Source organism: Photobacterium sp. ABD4_091, assembly GCF_056160145.1.
The window spans coordinates 1-19041 of sequence record NZ_JBSWWQ010000006.1; the positions used below are offsets into that span (position 1 = coordinate 1).

A 19041-nucleotide genomic window follows, 5' to 3' on the forward strand; every position below is an offset into this window, starting at 1 on the left:
TTGAGCAAGATACAGTTGAAGCGCCGAAGTGGTTTGCAATCCTTCCTATTCTTCCACTTCTGATGCTACTAACGTTCAGTAACTTCGCCATCTCATGGATCAAAGTTGATGTCGTTACTGCGATGTTCACCAGCTTGTTCATCGCTATGGTGTGTGATTTCATCGTTAACCGCGACGGTAAGAAAGTTGCTGCCTCACTGAAGATCTTCCTAGATGGTATGGGCAAAGCATTTGCCAGCGTGGTATCTCTGATCATCGCCGCACAAACTTTTGTAGTAGGTTTGAGCACCATCGGGTTTATCGGTATGTTGCTGGGCGCAACATCGACGGCTGGGCTTGGCTACCTGCCGATGATTATCGTGATGGTGACTATCATCGGTGCCACTGCGCTGCTGTCAGGTTCTGGTAACGCGCCATTCTTCAGTTTCTCTGACCTAGCACCGCAAATTGCATCGACACTGGGTGTGTCTACTGCAGCCTTTGCACTACCTATGCAACTGTCTTCGGGTATATTCCGTTCGTTCTCGCCTGTTGCTGGCGTTGTTATTGCTTGTGCTGGCGTTGCAGGTATCTCGCCGATTGAGCTGGTGAAGCGTACTGCCATTCCAATGATGGGTGGCTTGGTCGCTCTTGTGGCGATGAGTGCAATGCTAGGCTAATACAGGTTCAAAAAACCTCATTTAACGAAATAAGCGGGCTATCTAGCCCGTTTTTTTTGCTATTTTTCAGCCACTTTGCTTTGTATTGCCATCCTTTTCAGACTTAGTTTTATAAAAACGTTTGCTAAAGGATGAGCGATGTTTAAGTTATCCCCTCTACATACTATTTTGCCAATCGCAGCTTTTCTGCCCGTATCCGGCTATGCCGCTCAGTATTGCCAAAGTATTGCTGACGATACTGATCGCTTGGCTTGCTACGATGCACAAGCTCGCATTGCTGAGAACGACTCTCCTTCCAATGAAAATCAATCTGGCGATATTCAACAAGACAATTTCAACCTGGATGAAATGTCAATTAGCGGTATTAGCCATTACTTCAACCAAAGAGAGCTGTTTCGCTTAACCCCTCATGAGCCCAGCTATATTCTGCCTGCGTCTTATAATGACAAGCCCAATGAAGAAGTCTGGCAACAACTTCGACCCGGCTCTGAAATGGACAACCTCGAAGTTAAATTTCAGATAAGCGGCAAGATAAAACTCTGGGATAATCTTTATAAAGACAACTGGGATGTGTGGTTCGGCTATACACAAGTAGCATGGTGGCAGCTCTATAACTCTTGAGAGTCGGCGCCTTTTCGAGAAACCAACTACAGCCCAGAAGTGTTTGTCAGTTATTATTCCGATTATGACTTGCTCGGCTTTCAACTGATTGCCACGGACTTTGGCTTGATCCACCAATCGAATGGCCGCTCTGAACCGCTGTCGCGTAGCTGGAACCGTATCTATGCCAATTTTGAACTCACCAAGGGCAATTTTCTGCTCTCGATTCAGCCTTGGTATCGCCTGCCAGAAGATGCGGATGACGATGACAACCCGGATATCGATAAATACCTGGGTTATGGCAACTACCGCTTGAGTTATAAAAATGATGGTCACTTAATGAGTATTTTGCTTCGGAACAACTTCCGTACCAGTGATAACAAAGGGGCTGTCGAACTGAGTTGGGCCTTCCCCGTCTATGAAACCGTCAAGCTGTATTTGCAATATTACAACGGCTATGGTGAAAGCCTTATCGATTATGATCACTACACCAACCGGGTCAGCCTAGGCCTACTGATTTATGATTGGATATAACTGTTAAGCCTGCTTGAACCCCCATTAATTTTATTTGAGTTTAAGTAAACCACCTCCAGCAGTAGACTTTAGTTATTGAATCGGAGGTGGTTATGCATGCAATCACCGTTACGATCATTCTACTTTTCATTTTTGAGGTCATTTTGGAAGAGAAATCAATTAAACGTCTTACTGTACTATGGTCATCTTACTTCGCAGGGTTACTGACACTTTATATGGACATTTTGATTTATACCGCGTGAGGTAAATTATTAGCAAGCACATTGATAAACTATTTTGCTTCTATTTTATATTAGGAGTGATCGCACTAGTGCTTTGGTATTAAGCAAAAAATAAATATGGAGTTAATTATGAGTTACAAAAACATCATGTTGGCGCTGGACTTCGATGATAATACTCAAGCCGTACTAAAAAAAGCCGAAGAAGTCGCTGCAGCATTCCCAGATGCAAAACTCAACATTATTCATGTAAACATGGATTTCGAAGATTACGATTTTGGCATCTTGGATATTAATCTTGATGATTACGAGAAAAAAGAACTCCACGCATCTATCGATGAGATGAAAAAGCAGATCAAAAATATGCAATTCGCAGTTGATAAATACCTAGTTTGCTGCGGTGTGGTTGAGAATGAAATTCGCTATAGCATTAAAGAGCACAATGTTGACCTACTGCTCATGGGCCACCATAAAACCAACGCCTTCACTCAAATATTCTCTGAAGCAGCAGCGCTAGTCCGCAATATGCCGTGTGATCTTCTATTGCTGAAAATCTAACATTCAAATATAAAAAACGGGCTCGAAAGCCCGTTTTTCTTTATCTGATAAGGATTATTCCCAATCCAAGATAACCTTGCCTGACATACCAGAACGCATAATGTCGAAGCCTTCCTGGAAATCATCAATCTTGTAGTGGTGAGTGATGATTGGCGTTAGATCTAGACCAGACTGGATCAAGCTCGCCATCTTGTACCACGTTTCGAACATTTCACGACCGTAGATACCCTTGATGATCAAGCCTTTGAAGATCACCTGGTTCCAGTCGATACCCATGTCTGATGGTGGAATACCTAGCAGGGCAATCTTACCACCGTGGTTCATGCTAGTTAGCATGCTGTTGAATGCAGATGGTACACCTGACATCTCAAGGCCAACATCGAAACCTTCAGTCATGCCTAGTTCAGCCATCACGTCTTCTAGCTTCTCTTCAGCAACGTTTACTGCGCGGGTCACGCCCATCTGACGAGCAAGATCCAAACGGTATTCGTTAACATCAGTGATAACCACGTGGCGCGCACCTACGTGCTTAGCAACTGCAGCGGCCATGATGCCGATTGGGCCAGCACCTGTGATCAGTACGTCTTCACCTACAAGATCGAAAGACAACGCAGTGTGAACAGCGTTACCAAACGGGTCAAAGATAGACGCTAGGTCATCAGAGATACCTTCAGGGATCTTGAATGCGTTGAATGCAGGGATCACTAGATATTCTGCAAATGCACCTTCACGGTTTACACCAACACCTGTGGTGTTACGGCAAAGGTGAGTACGACCACCACGGCAGTTACGGCAGTGACCACATGTGATGTGACCTTCGCCCGATACACGGTCGCCAATTTCAAAGCCACGGACTTCCTGGCCGATACCAACAACTTCACCCACATACTCATGGCCAACAACCATAGGAACAGGAATCGTCTTTTGTGACCACTCATCCCAGTTGTAGATGTGTACGTCTGTACCACAGATAGCCGTTTTCTTGATGCGGATAAGAAGATCGTTATGACCAAGCTCAGGCTTGTCCACTTCGGTCATCCAAATGCCTTGTTCAGGCTTTAGTTTAGAAAGTGCTTTGATTTTCATTATTTGTTCCTACTGCAGGGTAGAATTGCAAGGGCTGATACATTGCCAGCCCTTAGCCCTTGAACTTCTGGAATATGGGCTTAGATGATGCCCATGTCCTTACCTACTTCGATGAAGGCATCGATAGCTTTGTCTAGCTGCTCTGGAGAGTGAGCCGCAGACATTTGAGTACGGATACGTGCTTGGCCTTTTGGCACTACTGGGAAAGAGAAGCCAATAACGTAGATGCCTTTCGCTAGTGCACGCTCAGCAAACTCAGCCGCCACTTTTGCATCACCCAGCATGATTGGGATAATAGCGTGGTCAGCACCGCCCATAGTGAAGCCAGCGGCTTCCATGCGCGTACGGAAATGCTCAGAGTTTGACCATAGACGGTCACGTAGGTCACCGCTTTCTTTCAGCAGGTCGATTACGCGGATAGAAGCGTTAACGATAGCTGGAGCCACAGAGTTAGAGAACAGGTATGGACGAGAACGCTGACGTAGCCAGTCGATCACTTCTTTCTTACCAGACGTGTAGCCGCCTGATGCGCCACCCATTGCTTTACCTAGGGTACCTGTGATGATGTCGATACGGTCAACCACATTGTGGAACTCGTGTGTACCAGCACCGGTTTTACCCATAAAGCCAACTGCGTGAGAATCATCAACCATTACAAGTGCACCGTACTTGTCAGCAAGGTCACAGATTGCAGGTAGGTTGGCAACAACACCGTCCATTGAGAACACGCCGTCAGTAACGATAAGCGTATTGCGAGCGCCCGCTTCTTTAGCGGCAATCAGTTGCTGCTCAAGCTCTTCCATGTTGTTGTTCGCGTAACGGAAGCGCATTGCCTTACATAGGCGAACACCGTCGATAATAGAAGCGTGGTTCAATGCGTCAGAAATGATCGCATCTTCTTTGCCAAGAATCGTTTCGAATAGGCCAGCGTTGGCATCGAAGCAAGAGGTGTAAAGAATAGTGTCTTCTTTACCCAGGAATTCAGATAGCTTCTGCTCTAGTTCTTTGTGGATGTCTTGCGTACCACAGATAAAGCGAACAGATGCCATACCGAAGCCGTGCTTATCCATACCTTCCTGGCCAGCTTTAATTAGCTCAGGGTGGTTGGCAAGGCCAAGGTAGTTGTTAGCACAGAAGTTAAGCACTTCTTCACCAGTGCTGATTTCAACAGCAGCTTTTTGCTGAGATGTAATTACACGCTCAGATTTGTATAGACCTTCAGCTTTTACTTCTTCTATTTGCTGTTTGATTTGATCATAGAATGCGGCAGACATGATGTTCCTCACAATAATATCGTTTGCCAGTTGCCACCGATTGACAACCAGCACAAATACGCGTGCAAAACGCCTATTTGAGCAATATTTCCATTTATAGATTAGGTGATTTACCTGCAATTAATGCAATTTCACAGGATCTTTGAACTACAGCCATTCTAATCAAAGAGCATTCGGACTATTATCCCCTCTCGTGGAAAAGGTCTCGTGAATTATGGACACAAATAAACTAATCGCCTTAATGCCTGAATTGGCAGTCTTTAAAATTGTGGTTGATGAAGGTAGCTTTACTGCCGCAGCCAGAAAGCTCGGCGTGACTCCTTCAGCCCTGAGCAAGCAGCTTTCAAGATTGGAGCAAACCCTCTCAACCAAACTGCTTGAGCGTACTACCCGAAAGCTGGTCATTACCCAGTCAGGCAAAGGCATCTACGATCAATGTTGCGCTTTATTAGAAGCTACCAAGCAAGTGGTCGAATTTACCAGTTCTGAGCACGAGACCCCTTCTGGCTCGGTAACCGTTGCAGCGCCGAAAGCATTCCTGAGTATCGTGCTGCAACCTATGGTTTTGCCTTTCTTGACCCAGTACCCAGATATCGAGCTAAAGCTCAAAGCACGAGATGGTGATATAGATTTGATATCAGAAGGTATCGATGTGGTTTTTCGCCTAACTGAAAAACCCACTGAGGGCTTAGTGTTAAAACAGCTCGGCAAAGTCAGTTTAAGCCTATGCGCCAGCCCAGACTACCTCGCGCGACGTGGTGCACCCGTTCACCCTACCGAGCTATTGAACCACGACTGCCTCTACTTGGGTGAAACTACCACAGACCACATTTGGGATTTCGTCAAAGATGGCGAAACGCACACTATTCCCGTCAAAGGGCGTTATGCCGTAAACCATTCGCAGATGCGCCTACGTGGTGTCATGGATGGCTTGGGGATAGGTATTTTCCCAGACTTTGTTATCAAGCAGGCGATTGCTGAAGGTGAAGTCAAACCGGTTTTGGAAGATTGGACAATCAAAGGCAATTACCAAGGGGATATTGCCCTGCAATTTGCCCAAACCAAGTTCATGCCGGCTCGCCTACGTGTATTTATCGACTATGTTGCCGAGCACGTGGCGAAATACACTGTTTCCTAAACCAGTCCTATTATATTCACCGATCACGCTCCCAATTGAAACGAAAAGGTGGGAGCATCTACCCCTGCCTACCCACCTAACTAGCCCGCTTCTCCTCTGTCCATCACTGCTACCCATCACAACTGCCCTCCACCACTTGGTATATACTAAAAGGCACAACAATGAGACACGATTTGCAACTTTGATCCAATCCGACATGTATGTCGTTAGTTATTGGCAGCAGCGTTGATTGTTACCCAGCGCCATCACCGGCTTTCCACCGCACCATTTGGAAGGAAGACGACAATGAGTAGGCTGTTAAAGAACTTGTTAGCGATAGTTGTTTTGGTATTCAGTGCAAATGTACTTAGCTACCCAATGGGTTCTATGCATTGGAATCACCGTAGCATCCTCTACTTTGCCCCTGAAAAAGACCAGCACGTTAATGCCTTCATCAAAGAATCCTTGATGCATGACTGCATGTTGCAGGAGCGGGATATCGTCGTGGTCGTAATGACCAAAGATGGCTTCAACAAACCAACCGACGTGTTCAGCCCAGATGAAATTGTCAGGCTGGAAAAGCTCTACAAAGTCTCCAGGAACAAGCACACTGCTATTCTGATCGGCAAAGACGGCCAAGAAAAATACCGGTGGAACGAACAAACCAATTGGCAACACATCACCCAGCTGGTCGACAGCATGCCAATGCGCAAAAAAGAAATTGCTTACTCACCTAGCAGTCGCTGCTCTATCTAGCAGCGACTTGTCTGCAACCTGCATAAACCTGCATAAACACGAATCACTCGCAGTTCTTCTCTACGCCCCCGACTACGCCTAAAATTTTTAATTTGGGAGGATTCACTTTTGCAATAAAAGCAGTAATGTAGTGGGAACATCGATTTCTGAGGGCGGAATAACAATGATGACTAAGCCTTTTTTTTACCACGGACAGGACACACAATGGGTAGCAGTGTCAGATAATACCCTAACGCTGACGCTTGTTAGCGAAGCTGACACCCTCATTTCCACTATCTTCATTCGCTGCGAGCCAGACAATGAAGAAATGCTCATTGATATGGAAAAAGGGAAAACCGATGGCAGGCTTCAATACTGGCATGGACAAATCCCAGTCAACCAAGACAAAGCATTGACCCATTACTGCTTCAAAGTGATGCAGAATAGCCGCCAATGGTGGTTGGACAGTAAAGGGGTCAGCCCTCGAATGCCGGGCCGAGAGTCCCATTTCAAATACAATACCCAACACCAGCCTCCTCAATGGGTAAAAAATCAGGTGTTCTACCAGATTTTCCCAGACCGCTTTAACAACGGCGATCCATCCATCAGTGTTAAAGACAACGAGTATTTCCTAAAAGGCGATGAACGACCTACCATCGCCAAAGAATGGGGCGCGCCGGTATCAGATTCCCATGACAGCAATGGCCCGAATGAATTTTACGGCGGCGATCTGAAAGGTATCGAAGATAAGCTGGACTACCTACAAGCGCTAGGCGTCACGGCGCTGTACCTCAACCCTATCTTCCAGGCGCCAAGTAACCATAAGTACGATACCACTGACTATACCCGTATCGACCCTCACCTAGGAACCAACGAACAGTTTGGCCATATGGTTGAAAACCTGCACCAGCGCGAAATGAAAATTGTGCTTGATGCGGTGTATAACCACACTTCGGTCAACCACCCTTGGTTTAACCGCTACCAACAACCGCAAGAAACTGCAGGGGCATTTGGCAACCCAGACTCTCCTTTCCGCGACTATTACCAGTTCGATGGCGATAGTGACAACTACATTGGTTGGAAAGGCATTGATAGCTTGCCAAAACTCAACTTCTCAAACCCAGATGTGCAAGATTACATCTATGCAGGAGATGATGCCGTTATTAAGCAGTGGCTCCGCCCACCCTACAACATTGACGGCTGGCGCTTTGATGTCATCCATATGCTTGGTGAAGGTGTCGGTGCGGCGAACAATGCCCATTACGTCAAAGCGTTCCGCAACGCAGCTAAGTCAGTGAACCCTGAGTGTTATGTTTTGGGTGAGCACTTCTTCGAAGCCACCAGCTGGCTGGAAGGCGATCAAGAAGATGGTGCCATGAACTACTATGGCTTTGCCCACCCGGTTCGTGCCTTCTTTGCTAATAAAGATATTGCCTATCACAACTGTAAAATCGACGCGGCCGAGTTCGCCGACTGGTTAGAAGAAGTGCGTGGCAAGGTGCCATGGCATAATCAGTTAGCCCAGCTCAACCAGTTAGATAGCCATGACACCATGCGTTTTTTGACCACCCTAAACGGTGATCAAGACACCATGAGGCTTGCCCTGTTGATGCTGTTTACCTATGTGGGCACACCATGTATTTACTACGGCACCGAGGTTGCACTTGAAGGCGGACATGATCCGGACAACCGCCGTTGCTTCCCGTGGGAAAGAACAGAAACACCTAACGCTACCTTTGATTTCGTCAGCAAGCTTATCGAGACTCGTAAGTCTCGTTTGGCGCTACAGGAAGGTAGCATTCAATGGCTGCATGCCGAGCAACAACAACTTGCCTATGCACGTAAGCTTGAAGGAGAGCATTTAATCACTCTGATTAACAATAGTGACTCTTCCAAAGCGCTATCTCTACCGATTTGGCAGCTAGGTTTGCCGGAAGATACAGTGTTAACCGACCTATTGACAGGCGATGAGTGGGAGTGCAAAGACGGTGTATTGAACATCACCTTAGCCGGCAAAGAAGGCCTATTACTAAGCGCTTAACAATATTTCCCTATGAACAATGTCCTGTGATAGCTTAAGCCCTTACTATTCATCATGAAAGTAAGGGCTTTAATTTACCGCATCCGCACTCAACACACTAAACAATGTACTAAACAAGTTAATCTTGATGATGGGTTTTGCCAAGTAAGCATCCATACCCGCATCAAAGCATTGCTGCTTTTCACTTTCCAATACATTGGCTGTCAAAGCAATAATAGGGAGCTGTGTGCAGTTCGGCTTCTCTCTGATCTTCCTTGTTGCTTCCAAGCCGCCCATGACAGGCATTTGGCAATCCATCAAAATCAGGTCTGGCAGGTGTTGGTCAAGATAGTTGACCGCCTCTTCCCCATTGTCGACCACATCGATATTGCACAGCCCCATAGATTTAAGAAAAGCGATGACCAGCTGCTGATTCACATACTGATCTTCAGCAACCAATATCCGACACCGAGAAAAGCTTGATAAGTCGCATACCACATCATGATTCAAAACAACCGACTGAGGGGTAGTGGTACTCTGCGCCTTTTTCAACATCAGCCGGAAAGAAAACTCACTCCCGACCCCTTCCAGACTATTCACCCGCAGTTTAGTCCCGAGTAATTCACATAGTCTGCTGGACACTGCTAGTCCTAATCCCGTACCACCATATTTGCGAGATATAGTTCCATCAATTTGCTTGTATGAATCAAAAACATCCTCGCATTGTCGTTCAGGTATACCAATACCGCTGTCGATGACTCGAATACAGATCTCAACCTCACCGCTTAGTTCTCTCAACCAATCCACATTCACCTTAACAAACCCTTGCTCGGTAAACTTCACTGCGTTGCTCAGTAAGTTTGTAATAATATGGCGTAGATGCTGTTCATCTGCATAAAAATCACAATCCGCTTCAGTAGGTGTAACCACCTCAATGCTCAGCCCTTTTCCGCTGGCTTCTTGCTCTACTGAAGTGACACAAGATTTAACCAAACGACATAGATTAAAATCGCTTTCACAGAGTTCGACCCGGTTACTTTCTAATCTAGAGAAGTTAAGCACTTCATTAATCAGAGTCAGCAGTGTAAAGGCAGAGTCCTTGATATACTCAACCTGTTGATTTGATTCACGGCCCAGATTCTTTTGTTGCAAGCATTGAATGAACCCCAATATTCCATTCATCGGTGTCCGCAGTTCATGACTCATGTTAGCCATAAATTCAGACTTTACCCGGTCAGCTTTATTGAGTTGTATTGATTGACGCTCCAACACCTCATTAAGCTGTAATAGCTTGTTATTCCGATAAAATAACTTAGAGTCAATCGATTGGATTTGACGTGCAAGATGACCGATTTCTGAATCTTTGTCGGTCAACTCTTGCAGATCAACCTCCCCCATCCCAACGAGTGCAAGTTGCTTTGTCATTAAAGCAATGGGACGAGTCACCTGGGTGTGAAAAATATATATTGCAACAACGACCACTAGAATAAGTGGAAGCAATAGCTTAAACGAAAAGAATATTGATGATAAGGGACTATCCCCACCATTGAATAACACCAGCACAGAAGTCATCAAGAACACGCTCAAAGATACTGTACCCATCAAGACTATAAATTTGCGGGTTAGCCGTTGCCGATACAACCCTAAGATTGCAGGGGATAATAACGAAGCACTTTTTTCAGATGCTGTTACTGCACGTTTATCCACTATATTACTCCTGTAAAATCGTGAAGACTTAGAACCAGTCACAACCACTCAAGCAAAATATGGGCCAACAAGCCACATGCTTAACCGATTGTTATTTATTGGAAAAATCACAAGAGATCCCCTCTAAAGAAATCATCAGCAAATTGAGAGTCAAATTGCTAACACGATTTGTTATCGCTCAAAAATAAGTCAGAGTGTTTTTTACGGGCTACAGATTCACAGCAACTAAAAGCTTGCCTTACATCACTGTTTCACCCTGCTCAAGATCACATTTCTAAGCCGTTAATTTTACTAGGATAAAAACAACGCAAACGTTACACTCTCCGCCATGAACTTATAACAAAAACATTACAAACCGCTCAGCGGTCTCTCCCTAACGTGAAAGGTCCTAACTAACGATGAGTCCAGAAAAATACCTTCTAGACTGGCAAACTAGCCAAACCAATGCTGAATCTATTTCCCCGCTACTGGGTCAGCTGTACCGGCAGAAAGGCGTCGAAGTCCTGATGTTCGGCAAGCAAATCGTAAATACCTCAGTTATCGATATCGTTAAATCCCACCGTCTTTCCCGCCGCTACACCGGCTCTGAATTATCACCAGCCCAAACGCTGCCATTGATCCAAACCCTGGCAACGCTTGATCTCTCACCTTGCCGTGTCGATGTCGGCCAGCTTGCGCATAGCTACTGGTCTACCAATGACGATGAGAGCAATATCAGTGACTTCTTACAGACCGCTTTGCTAGAATCGCTAAGCAGCACGCAATCTGTGGAGACCCGTGATGTGGTTCTGTATGGCTTTGGTCGTATCGGTCGTCTGCTCGCTCGCCTGCTGGTAGAAAAGAGTGGTCAAGGCTACCCGCTTCGCCTAAAGGCCATTGTGGTGCGAGGCGGCAAAGATGGTGACTTGGAAAAACGTGCTAGCCTGCTTCGCCGTGACTCCGTGCACGGCCCGTTCAACGGCAGCATTACCGTCGATGAAAACCGCAAGGCCATTATCGTCAACGGTAACTACATCCAGGTGATTTATGCCAACAGCCCAGCGGAAGTGGATTACACCGTATTTGGTATTCATAACGCGCTCGTTGTCGATAACACGGGTATGTGGCGTGACCGAGAAGGGCTGAGCCAGCACCTAGGTTGCAACGGCGCGGATAAAGTCCTGCTGACCGCACCGGGTAAAGGCGACCTGAAAAATGTGGTATTCGGGGTCAACGAAACTGACATTCAAGAAGATGACACCATTGTTTCAGCAGCAAGCTGTACCACCAATGCCATTACGCCAATTCTTAAAGCGATAAATGATAAGTACGGCATTGATTCCGGTCACATCGAAACGGTGCACTCGTTCACTAATGATCAGAACCTGATTGATAACTTCCATAAAGGTGAACGCCGTGGTCGCTCCGCTTCACTGAACATGGTTCTGACCTCTACCGGCGCTGCAAAAGCGGTTGCCAAGGCATTGCCTGAACTGGCGGGTAAACTAACCGGCAATGCGATCCGCGTTCCTACCCCAAATGTCTCGATGGCCGTCGCTAACCTAAACCTGAACAGCGTGGCAGAGAAAGACGAGCTGAATGCCTACCTGCGTGACATGGCACTGAACTCACCGCTTTCAGGGCAAATTGACTACACCGAATCTACCGAAATTGTGTCATGCGATATCGTAGGCTCCCGCCATGCCGGTGTAGTAGACGGCGCAGCAACTATCGCCCAGGACAAACGATGCGTACTATATATCTGGTACGACAACGAGTTTGGCTACAGCTGCCAGGTTGTCCACTGTATGGAACAAATGATGGGCGTCCGTTATAAGACTTACCCTGAAGTGAAATAGCACTGGCTAATCACCTAAAGCGACACCACTACAACGATAATATTCCTAGCACTTTTGCCGCCTGTTTCCTGGCGGCTTTCTTTTTTCAATCACACTGTTTAGGTTGATTAAATTACGTAAAGCGTAATACCCTCAAGAAGCGGCACTTCACTTCGGACTCGTTTGAAATGAGCTACTTCTCGACATTCCTCGTCTACCTATTTTATGGCCTTGCCTTCTTCTCTATCGGCTGCGCCATTTTGTTTCGTAATTTTCGCTACAGTAAGCTCACCATTTCCCATAGCTTGTGGGCGCTTGCCGCATTCAGCTTTGCCTATGCGTTCTACGAATGGTCAGAGCTCTACGTCAACCTGTTTGGTGACCGCATACAAGAGCCCAAATCCATCTACGTTGAATGGCTGCGGTTAAGTAAACTGAGCTTGGCCTTTCTGTTCCTGCTGGTATTTTCCTGGATGGTAACTGTGGTTCAGAGCAAAAAAACACGCCAGTTCATGAGAGTCGTGTTGCTTGTCGCTTCTACAGCTTATCTAATGATTTTTTTCAACGGCCTATCAAGCGCCCAGCTAAACAAGGAAGCCATTGAGAGCCTTGAGCTTTATGCTCGATTTATCCTAGCCTTCCCGGCGACCCTCATCGCCGGAGCGTGCATGATCAGCTACGGCCGCCAACTCGCTGACGATAAAAAAGCCTACGGTCGCTACTTCCGTTACACCGGCTATACCTTCTTGTTCATGAGCCTGAGTGCAGGTGCTTTTCCGGTGGAAATGGACAGCAGCTTTTTCTATTTACGTGTCGGGGTTGCCTATTTGCTACTGCTTTTTCTCTATCTGGCCCTTAATGTTTTCGATAAAGAGAAAGAGCGATTAGTAGAGTCCCAACTTCATCAAGCCTACTTAACGGACAAGTACAAAGCCATCGGCCAATTAGCCTCTGGTGTTGCCCATGAGATCAATAACCCACTGGGATCATCGACACTTTCACTTGATATGCTGGAAAGCCGCTTAACTGAACAAAAGCAACTGGATTTGGTGAAAAGAACCCGACTGGGAATAGATAGAGCAGCAACAATTTGTACTGCCCTGCTCAACTATTCTCGCTCAGCAGAAGAAGTGACCCAAAAAACACTCGTCACTAAAGCTGTCGCCTCTGCTCTGCAATTACTGGCTCATAAAGCAAGAGGCTATAATATTTCTGTTTGCGGTAACGACACTATTTATTTATTCTGCAACCCAATAAAACTTGAAGAGCTCATTATTAATTTAGTCAGCAATGCAATTGATGCTTCAGATGATAATAAAGACATTATGATAAGTTTCGAGGAAAAGGTTGTTGATGGGTATGAATATATTCTCTTATCAATTACCGATAACGGGTGCGGAATGGATATACAAACACAAGACAAAGCAGCTGAACCTTTCTTTACCACCAAACCTATCGGTCAGGGAACAGGGTTAGGACTGGCCATTTGCGCACAAATAGCAGCAGACCAAAAAGGTAGCCTAACATTTAACAGCACCAAAGGGGTTGGCACTACCGTCACCGCAACATTGGCCAAGGAGATCTAATATGAGCCATAAAATTCTCGTGGTCGAAGACGATCAACTTTTAAGGGAAAACATCACCGATATTCTCGAAGATGCTGGCTATGATGTTTACCAAGCAGAAAGTGCCGAGCCGGCCATGGCACTTTGTCAGGAACAAATTTTTGATCTCGCCATCCTAGACTACTTGCTGCCAGGCTTGACGGGCACTGAAGCGATATCCAACTTGCGCCAACTCAACCCTAACCTCTCAATCGTATTAATCACTGCGTTTGCTACAGTAGATATCGCCGTTGATGCAATGCAAAAAGGGGCGAATGACTTCATCGCCAAGCCATTTAATAGCGCCAAACTGCTGATGACAGTTAAACGCTGTATTGCAGAAAAAGCTTTTTTTCCTGAAGACAGTGAACTTAATCTCGATAAAGTCTACTCCGCTTTGTCTAACCCGATCCGTCGTGAAATCATTAAGCAGCTCACTGATAATAAAGAATTGAAGTTCATGGAAATATTCCATTTGCTGGATATCGAGGATCACACCAAACTCAACTTTCACATCCAGCAACTCAAAAAGACTGGGCTGATTATTCAAGATGACAACCGGGTCTATCGCTTGTCTAAAGCTGGCGCACAAATATTCCGCCATCAAGTGAGTCGCTAATCAAAGAGCAACAATAAAATAAATCAAGATAATCATAGCTATCAGCAATAAATGTTCTGATAGCTGTGATTATCACCCATGAGCGGATATCTTTATTTTAATTAATAAAATATAAAATCAACAAAATTTTTGATTATTCCCATTTCATGAAACTGACTGCAAAATAAATATTGAGTGTTGTTAACCACACTCACCTTTCATATATTCCGCTTTCAACTGATGATTGTTGGTATATTCAGGAACTGCCGAAGTGGTTTTTCTCTCCTCACTAAATACATTCGGTGAAAAAAAATTTATGACATATCGTTCGCCTTTCATTGCCCTGCCCATCTTGATGGGAGTTATGCTCTTGACTGGCTGTCAAGACAATGCCCCCCAAGAAGAACAGGCACCATTAAGACCTGTTAGAATCACGGCTGCATCCAATAGCCCGGCAGACTTTCAACACCGCTTTGCCGGAACCACAGTTTCAGCCTCAACGACCAATCTCAGCTTTCAGGTCTCTGGCACCATTGAGCACTTTCCAGCAAAAGCCGGAACCAGACTACGTGCCGGTGATGTCATAGCATCTCTCAATGATGATGACTTACAGCTTGCTCTGAATAAAAATGAAGCCTTGCTTGAGCAAGCGCTTACCAATGCAAAAGCCAGTACATCCCGCTACCAGAGGATGAAGGAGCTCCATGCCAAGCAACTGATTTCTGAGATGGACTATGACGTTGCAAATGCCGAGCATCAGGTGGGCCTCGCAAAGGTCGATCAGGCGCAGCAGGCTGTCGATTTAAGCCAACAGCAAATTCACCACGCCACGCTTCATACCAATGAAGCGCATTGCTCTGTCACCCAAACCTATGTTACCGAGAACGAGAATGTCTCAGCCGGACAATTGATTGCCGTGATGAGCTGCGGCAGTGTTATGGAAGTCAAAGCCAATATCTCTGAAGCCACAGTTTCAAGCCTGAGGATCGGCCAACCTGTTGAAGCCATTATCTCAGCTGCCCAGTCGCAACCCCTCGACGCCCATATCAGTGAAATTGGTTTGAATACTGGCACCAACGGTACATACTTTGTCACCGCGCAAATTGACACCCGCAACACAAAACTGCGTCCCGGTATGGCAGCAGAGTTGCTAATAAGTCGTGACTTTCTGGTCAATAATGACAGCCTTTGGGTACCGATGAATGCGGTCAACGAGTCTAATGAGCAACGCTATGTCATGACCTTCGAACCGACTGAGCACAACCGGGGTATCGTTCGAAAAGTAGCGATAGAAACCGGTAAGTTTGTTGCAGGCTCCATAGAGATCACCCAGGGTCTGGTTGAAGGCCAAAAAGTCATTACCGCAGGGCTCAATCAGATCTATGACGGTCAGGTGGTCTTGATGCTGGTCGAGGATAGCCACTCATGAACATCACTCAACTAGCCTTGCAGAAAAAACAGCTGATGGGACTGATAATCCTCGCAGCTGTTATGCTCGGCATCACATCTTTTCTATCCATACCACAAGCACAGGATCCGGGCTTCCCGATCCGAACCGCACAGGTGATCACGCCATTTCCAGGCGCCTCGCCTGAGCATGTTCAAGAGCTAGTGACCGACAAGTTGGAAAAAGCGATTCAGGAAATGCCAGAGCTGGATAGCGTCAACAGCCTGTCGAAATATGGTATGTCAATTATCACCGTCGATATCAAAGACAGTTACAAAAACCTTCGCCCCGTTTGGGACTCTCTCCGCCGTAAAGTCGATGGCGTGCAAACCGAGCTGCCTGCCGCTGCGGGGCGCTCATCGGTCAATGATGAATACGGTGATGTCTACGGTATCGTCCTGTCGGTCATTGCCAACGACTATCACTACAGTGAGTTGAAGGATATTGCCGACCAAGTTCGTGATGAATTTTTACGCCTACCGTTGGTCGGCAAGGTCGATATCTATGGCGCACAGGAAGAGAGAATATTCGTAGAGTACGAAAATAGTCACCTGCAAGAGCTTGGGCTTTCCCCCAATTATCTGGCCCAGTTCTTAGCCAGCAAAAACACCCTGTTAAGCGGTGGGGAATGGCACACCGAGCACGAGGTCATGAGTATTGAGCCAAGCGGCAACCTTGAATCAGTAGAATCACTAAAACGCACTTTCGTTCCGTTACCAAACACCCAGGAAGTACTCCCGCTTGGCAATATCGCCAATATCTACCGAGGTTACGAAACGCCTGCGCGCTCTATGGTAACAACCAATGGCGACAATAGCCTTGCACTCGCCATCGCCATGATTGATGGCGGGAACATCGTAAAACTGGGCGAGCAAGTCGACAAGTTACTTGAACAACTGGAGCAAACCTACCCATGGGGCGTCAATTTCGAAATCATCGCCTACCAGCCCGAACTGGTAGAAAATACCGTCGATAGTTTTGTCAGCAACCTATTCCAGGCCATCGCCGTTGTATCCGGTGTTATGCTTGTCACACTCGGGCTTCGAACCGGACTGATTGTCGCAAGCTTGATCCCGGTGACCATCGCCGCCACTATCGGCATCATGTACTGGCTACAAATCGGTCTTGATCAGGTCTCGCTCGCGGCCTTGATGATTGCGCTCGGTATGCTGGTCGATAACTCTATCGTCATGGCGGAAAGTATCATGACCAGGATGGAGCGCGGGCAAAAAGCCTTTGATGCGGCAATCAAAGCTGCCGGTGAACTCAAGCTGTCACTTTTGACTTCTTCCTTGACCACGTCGGCTGCCTTTCTACCTATCTTTCTCGCCGAATCAACCACCGGTGAGTACACCGCCCCGCTCTTCAAAGTAGTTTCCATCACCTTGCTAGCATCATGGTTCTTCTCGTTGACCATGATACCTATGCTCTGCCTGCTTTTCTTGAAGGTGAAAAAGCCTGCACAGGCACCATCAGCTAAAGAAACACCGCAAGATAACCGCTCGGAAAAGCTGTACAGCCAAGCATTGGCGGCGCTGTTAAGATACCGCTACCGAACTCTCTCGGTGGTCGTCGTCGCTTTTGGCATCGCCGTTTACAGTTTTAGATTTATTCCCGTCATCTTCTTCCCGCCATCAGAAGATCCGACATTCAAGCTAGAAATAGAGCTCCCGGTAGGCTCTCCGCTGAGTAAAACCGTAGAAGTAACAGAAAATATTGATGCCTATCTTGAGACTTTAAAATCTGACTCAACAAAAGATAAGGAAGGGCTGACTAATTGGGCTGCATTTATTGGCAATGGTGGGCCACGCTATGTACTCTCCCACACATCCAAGCCAGCAAGCCCTAACTACGCGGTCTATTTACTCAATACCACCAGCGACGCAGTGGTCGACAAGCTCATGGCTGATATCGACCAGCACATTTTCAACCAGTACCCTGATGTTGTTCACAGTACGAGAAAAATTGAGAATGGCGCCGCTATCAAGAACCCTATCGAAGTTAGGATCATGGGCAGTGACACCGAGCAGCTTTTTGGCCTAGCTGACACGGTAAAACAAAAACTCAGCGCTATTAACGGTGTTCGTTCTATCAATGATGACTGGGGTAACAAGACCAAGAACCTCTTCGTCAACATTGATGAAGCCCAAGCCCAGCGCTTAGGGATCAACAATGCCGACGTAGCTCAGGTTATCCAAGCTAGCACGACAGGTATCCAAATATCTGAATACAGGGAGAACGAAGAGATTATCCCCATCATGCTTAAAGCCAGCTCCCGGCAATACAATGGCAAAGATCTGCCAACCAGCATGAACGTGCTGACCCACACGCTCGATTCCATTCCTCTTGGCCATGTCGCCAAAGCCAACTTGGAATGGCAGCCTGCATTAATCCCTCGCCGGGACCGGATGAAAGCCATTACCGTTTCGGCCAGTTTGGCGCCTAACCTCACCGCTGCAGAGGTCAACAAGCAGCTTAGGGCATTGCTCAACGCCCAGCAACAAAACTGGCCGACAGGCTACCGCTGGGAGCTGGGAGGTGTGGCGGAATCATCAGGCAATGCCAACAAGTCAATTTTTGACAAGCTGCCAATTGCAGCCGTTATCATCTTACTGTTGTTGATGGCACAGTTTAACTGTATCCGCAAAACCAGCATTATTCTGATGACGATTCCATTGGGATTGATTGGTGTTGCGATAGGTTTGCACCTAGCCCAATCCTATATCGGTTTTATGACCTTACTAGGCATCATTTCGCTCGCTGGTATTGTTATAAATAACGCCATCGTCTTGATCGACCGTATCGACATCGAAAGAGAACATGGTTTTGAGCACTATGATGCCATCATTGAAGCAGCAAAGCGCCGTATGCGCCCTATCCTGCTGACCACAGCAACGACAGTGGTTGGCATGATCCCGCTCTGGCTTGGGGGCGGCATTATGTGGGAGCCTATGGCCATCGCCATTATCTTTGGCCTGCTAGGTGCAACGCTATTAACCTTGGGTGTTGTACCGGTGCTATATGCGGTATTGTTCATGGTGAAAGCAAAATAACCCTAGAAAAATAT

At 46.6% G+C, this 19041-nt stretch carries 13 protein-coding genes and 1 pseudogene; 11 read left to right on the top strand and 3 right to left on the bottom strand.

The genetic code is table 11. The features are described 5' to 3' along the window. The 3 genes and pseudogenes from dcuC to ACXAGQ_RS27530 all read left to right on the top strand — a co-directional run. On the top strand, nt 1-659 hold a 659-nt coding region (dcuC, locus tag ACXAGQ_RS27520; protein ID WP_475258266.1), incomplete at its 5' end, for a C4-dicarboxylate transporter DcuC. 348 nt (nt 660-1007) lie between these two features. Then, nucleotides 1008-1793, top strand: a pseudogene (locus tag ACXAGQ_RS27525) (phospholipase A). A 350-nt stretch (nt 1794-2143) separates the two neighbouring features. Then, nucleotides 2144-2569: a universal stress protein gene (locus ACXAGQ_RS27530; RefSeq protein ID WP_475258267.1), complete on the top strand. Its 426-nt coding sequence runs from the start codon at nt 2144-2146 to the stop codon at nt 2567-2569. Between the two features lie 54 nt (nt 2570-2623). Here ACXAGQ_RS27530 and tdh read toward each other — a convergent pair whose 3' ends face one another. Both tdh and ACXAGQ_RS27540 read right to left on the bottom strand, forming a co-directional pair. Then, nucleotides 2624-3655 carry an L-threonine 3-dehydrogenase gene (tdh, locus tag ACXAGQ_RS27535; RefSeq protein WP_107298319.1) on the bottom strand — a complete coding sequence of 344 codons (1032 nt, stop codon included), beginning with the start codon at nt 3653-3655 and terminating at the stop codon, nt 2624-2626. An 80-nt stretch (nt 3656-3735) separates the two neighbouring features. After that, nucleotides 3736-4929, bottom strand: coding sequence for a glycine C-acetyltransferase (locus tag ACXAGQ_RS27540; protein WP_475241220.1), 1194 nt, complete (start codon nt 4927-4929; stop codon nt 3736-3738). 214 nt (nt 4930-5143) lie between these two features. Between ACXAGQ_RS27540 and ACXAGQ_RS27545 the strand changes: the two genes are divergently transcribed. The 3 genes from ACXAGQ_RS27545 to malZ all read left to right on the top strand — a co-directional run bounded on the left by ACXAGQ_RS27545 (nt 5144) and on the right by malZ (nt 8822). Further along, nucleotides 5144-6067: a LysR family transcriptional regulator gene (locus ACXAGQ_RS27545; protein WP_475258269.1), complete on the top strand. Its 924-nt coding sequence runs from the start codon at nt 5144-5146 to the stop codon at nt 6065-6067. Nucleotides 6068-6352: 285 nt separating this feature from the next. Beyond that, the gene (locus ACXAGQ_RS27550) at nt 6353-6802 is read left to right on the top strand and encodes a DUF4174 domain-containing protein (protein ID WP_475258271.1); all 450 of its coding nucleotides are present in this window, start codon (nt 6353-6355) and stop codon (nt 6800-6802) included. A gap of 166 nt (nt 6803-6968) precedes the next feature. Then, nucleotides 6969-8822 (top strand): maltodextrin glucosidase, encoded by a 1854-nt coding sequence (malZ, locus tag ACXAGQ_RS27555; protein WP_475258361.1) that lies wholly within the window; start codon nt 6969-6971, stop codon nt 8820-8822. A 69-nt stretch (nt 8823-8891) separates the two neighbouring features. On the opposite strand, the gene ACXAGQ_RS27560 is transcribed toward malZ, so the two are convergent. Continuing rightward, nucleotides 8892-10508, bottom strand: a complete 1617-nt coding sequence (locus ACXAGQ_RS27560) for a response regulator (RefSeq protein ID WP_475258273.1) — start codon at nt 10506-10508, stop codon at nt 8892-8894. Between the two features lie 398 nt (nt 10509-10906). Here ACXAGQ_RS27560 and ACXAGQ_RS27565 point away from each other — a divergent pair, with 398 nt between their 5' ends. The 5 genes from ACXAGQ_RS27565 to ACXAGQ_RS27585 all read left to right on the top strand — a co-directional run bounded on the left by ACXAGQ_RS27565 (nt 10907) and on the right by ACXAGQ_RS27585 (nt 19027). Further along, the gene (locus tag ACXAGQ_RS27565) at nt 10907-12346 is read left to right on the top strand and encodes a glyceraldehyde-3-phosphate dehydrogenase (protein ID WP_475258274.1); all 1440 of its coding nucleotides are present in this window, start codon (nt 10907-10909) and stop codon (nt 12344-12346) included. 167 nt (nt 12347-12513) lie between these two features. Beyond that, nucleotides 12514-13911, top strand: a complete 1398-nt coding sequence (locus ACXAGQ_RS27570) for an ATP-binding protein (protein WP_475258276.1) — start codon at nt 12514-12516, stop codon at nt 13909-13911. Nucleotide 13912: 1 nt separating this feature from the next. Then, nucleotides 13913-14548, top strand: a complete 636-nt coding sequence (locus tag ACXAGQ_RS27575; protein ID WP_475258278.1) for a response regulator — start codon at nt 13913-13915, stop codon at nt 14546-14548. 295 nt (nt 14549-14843) lie between these two features. Beyond that, on the top strand, nt 14844-15956 hold the full coding sequence (locus tag ACXAGQ_RS27580) for an efflux RND transporter periplasmic adaptor subunit (protein WP_475258280.1): 1113 nt from the start codon (nt 14844-14846) through the stop codon (nt 15954-15956). Further along, nucleotides 15953-19027: an efflux RND transporter permease subunit gene (locus ACXAGQ_RS27585; protein WP_475258282.1), complete on the top strand. Its 3075-nt coding sequence runs from the start codon at nt 15953-15955 to the stop codon at nt 19025-19027. Before ACXAGQ_RS27580 ends, ACXAGQ_RS27585 begins: the two co-directional genes overlap by 4 nt. The last annotated feature ends 14 nt before the right edge of the window (nt 19028-19041 follow it).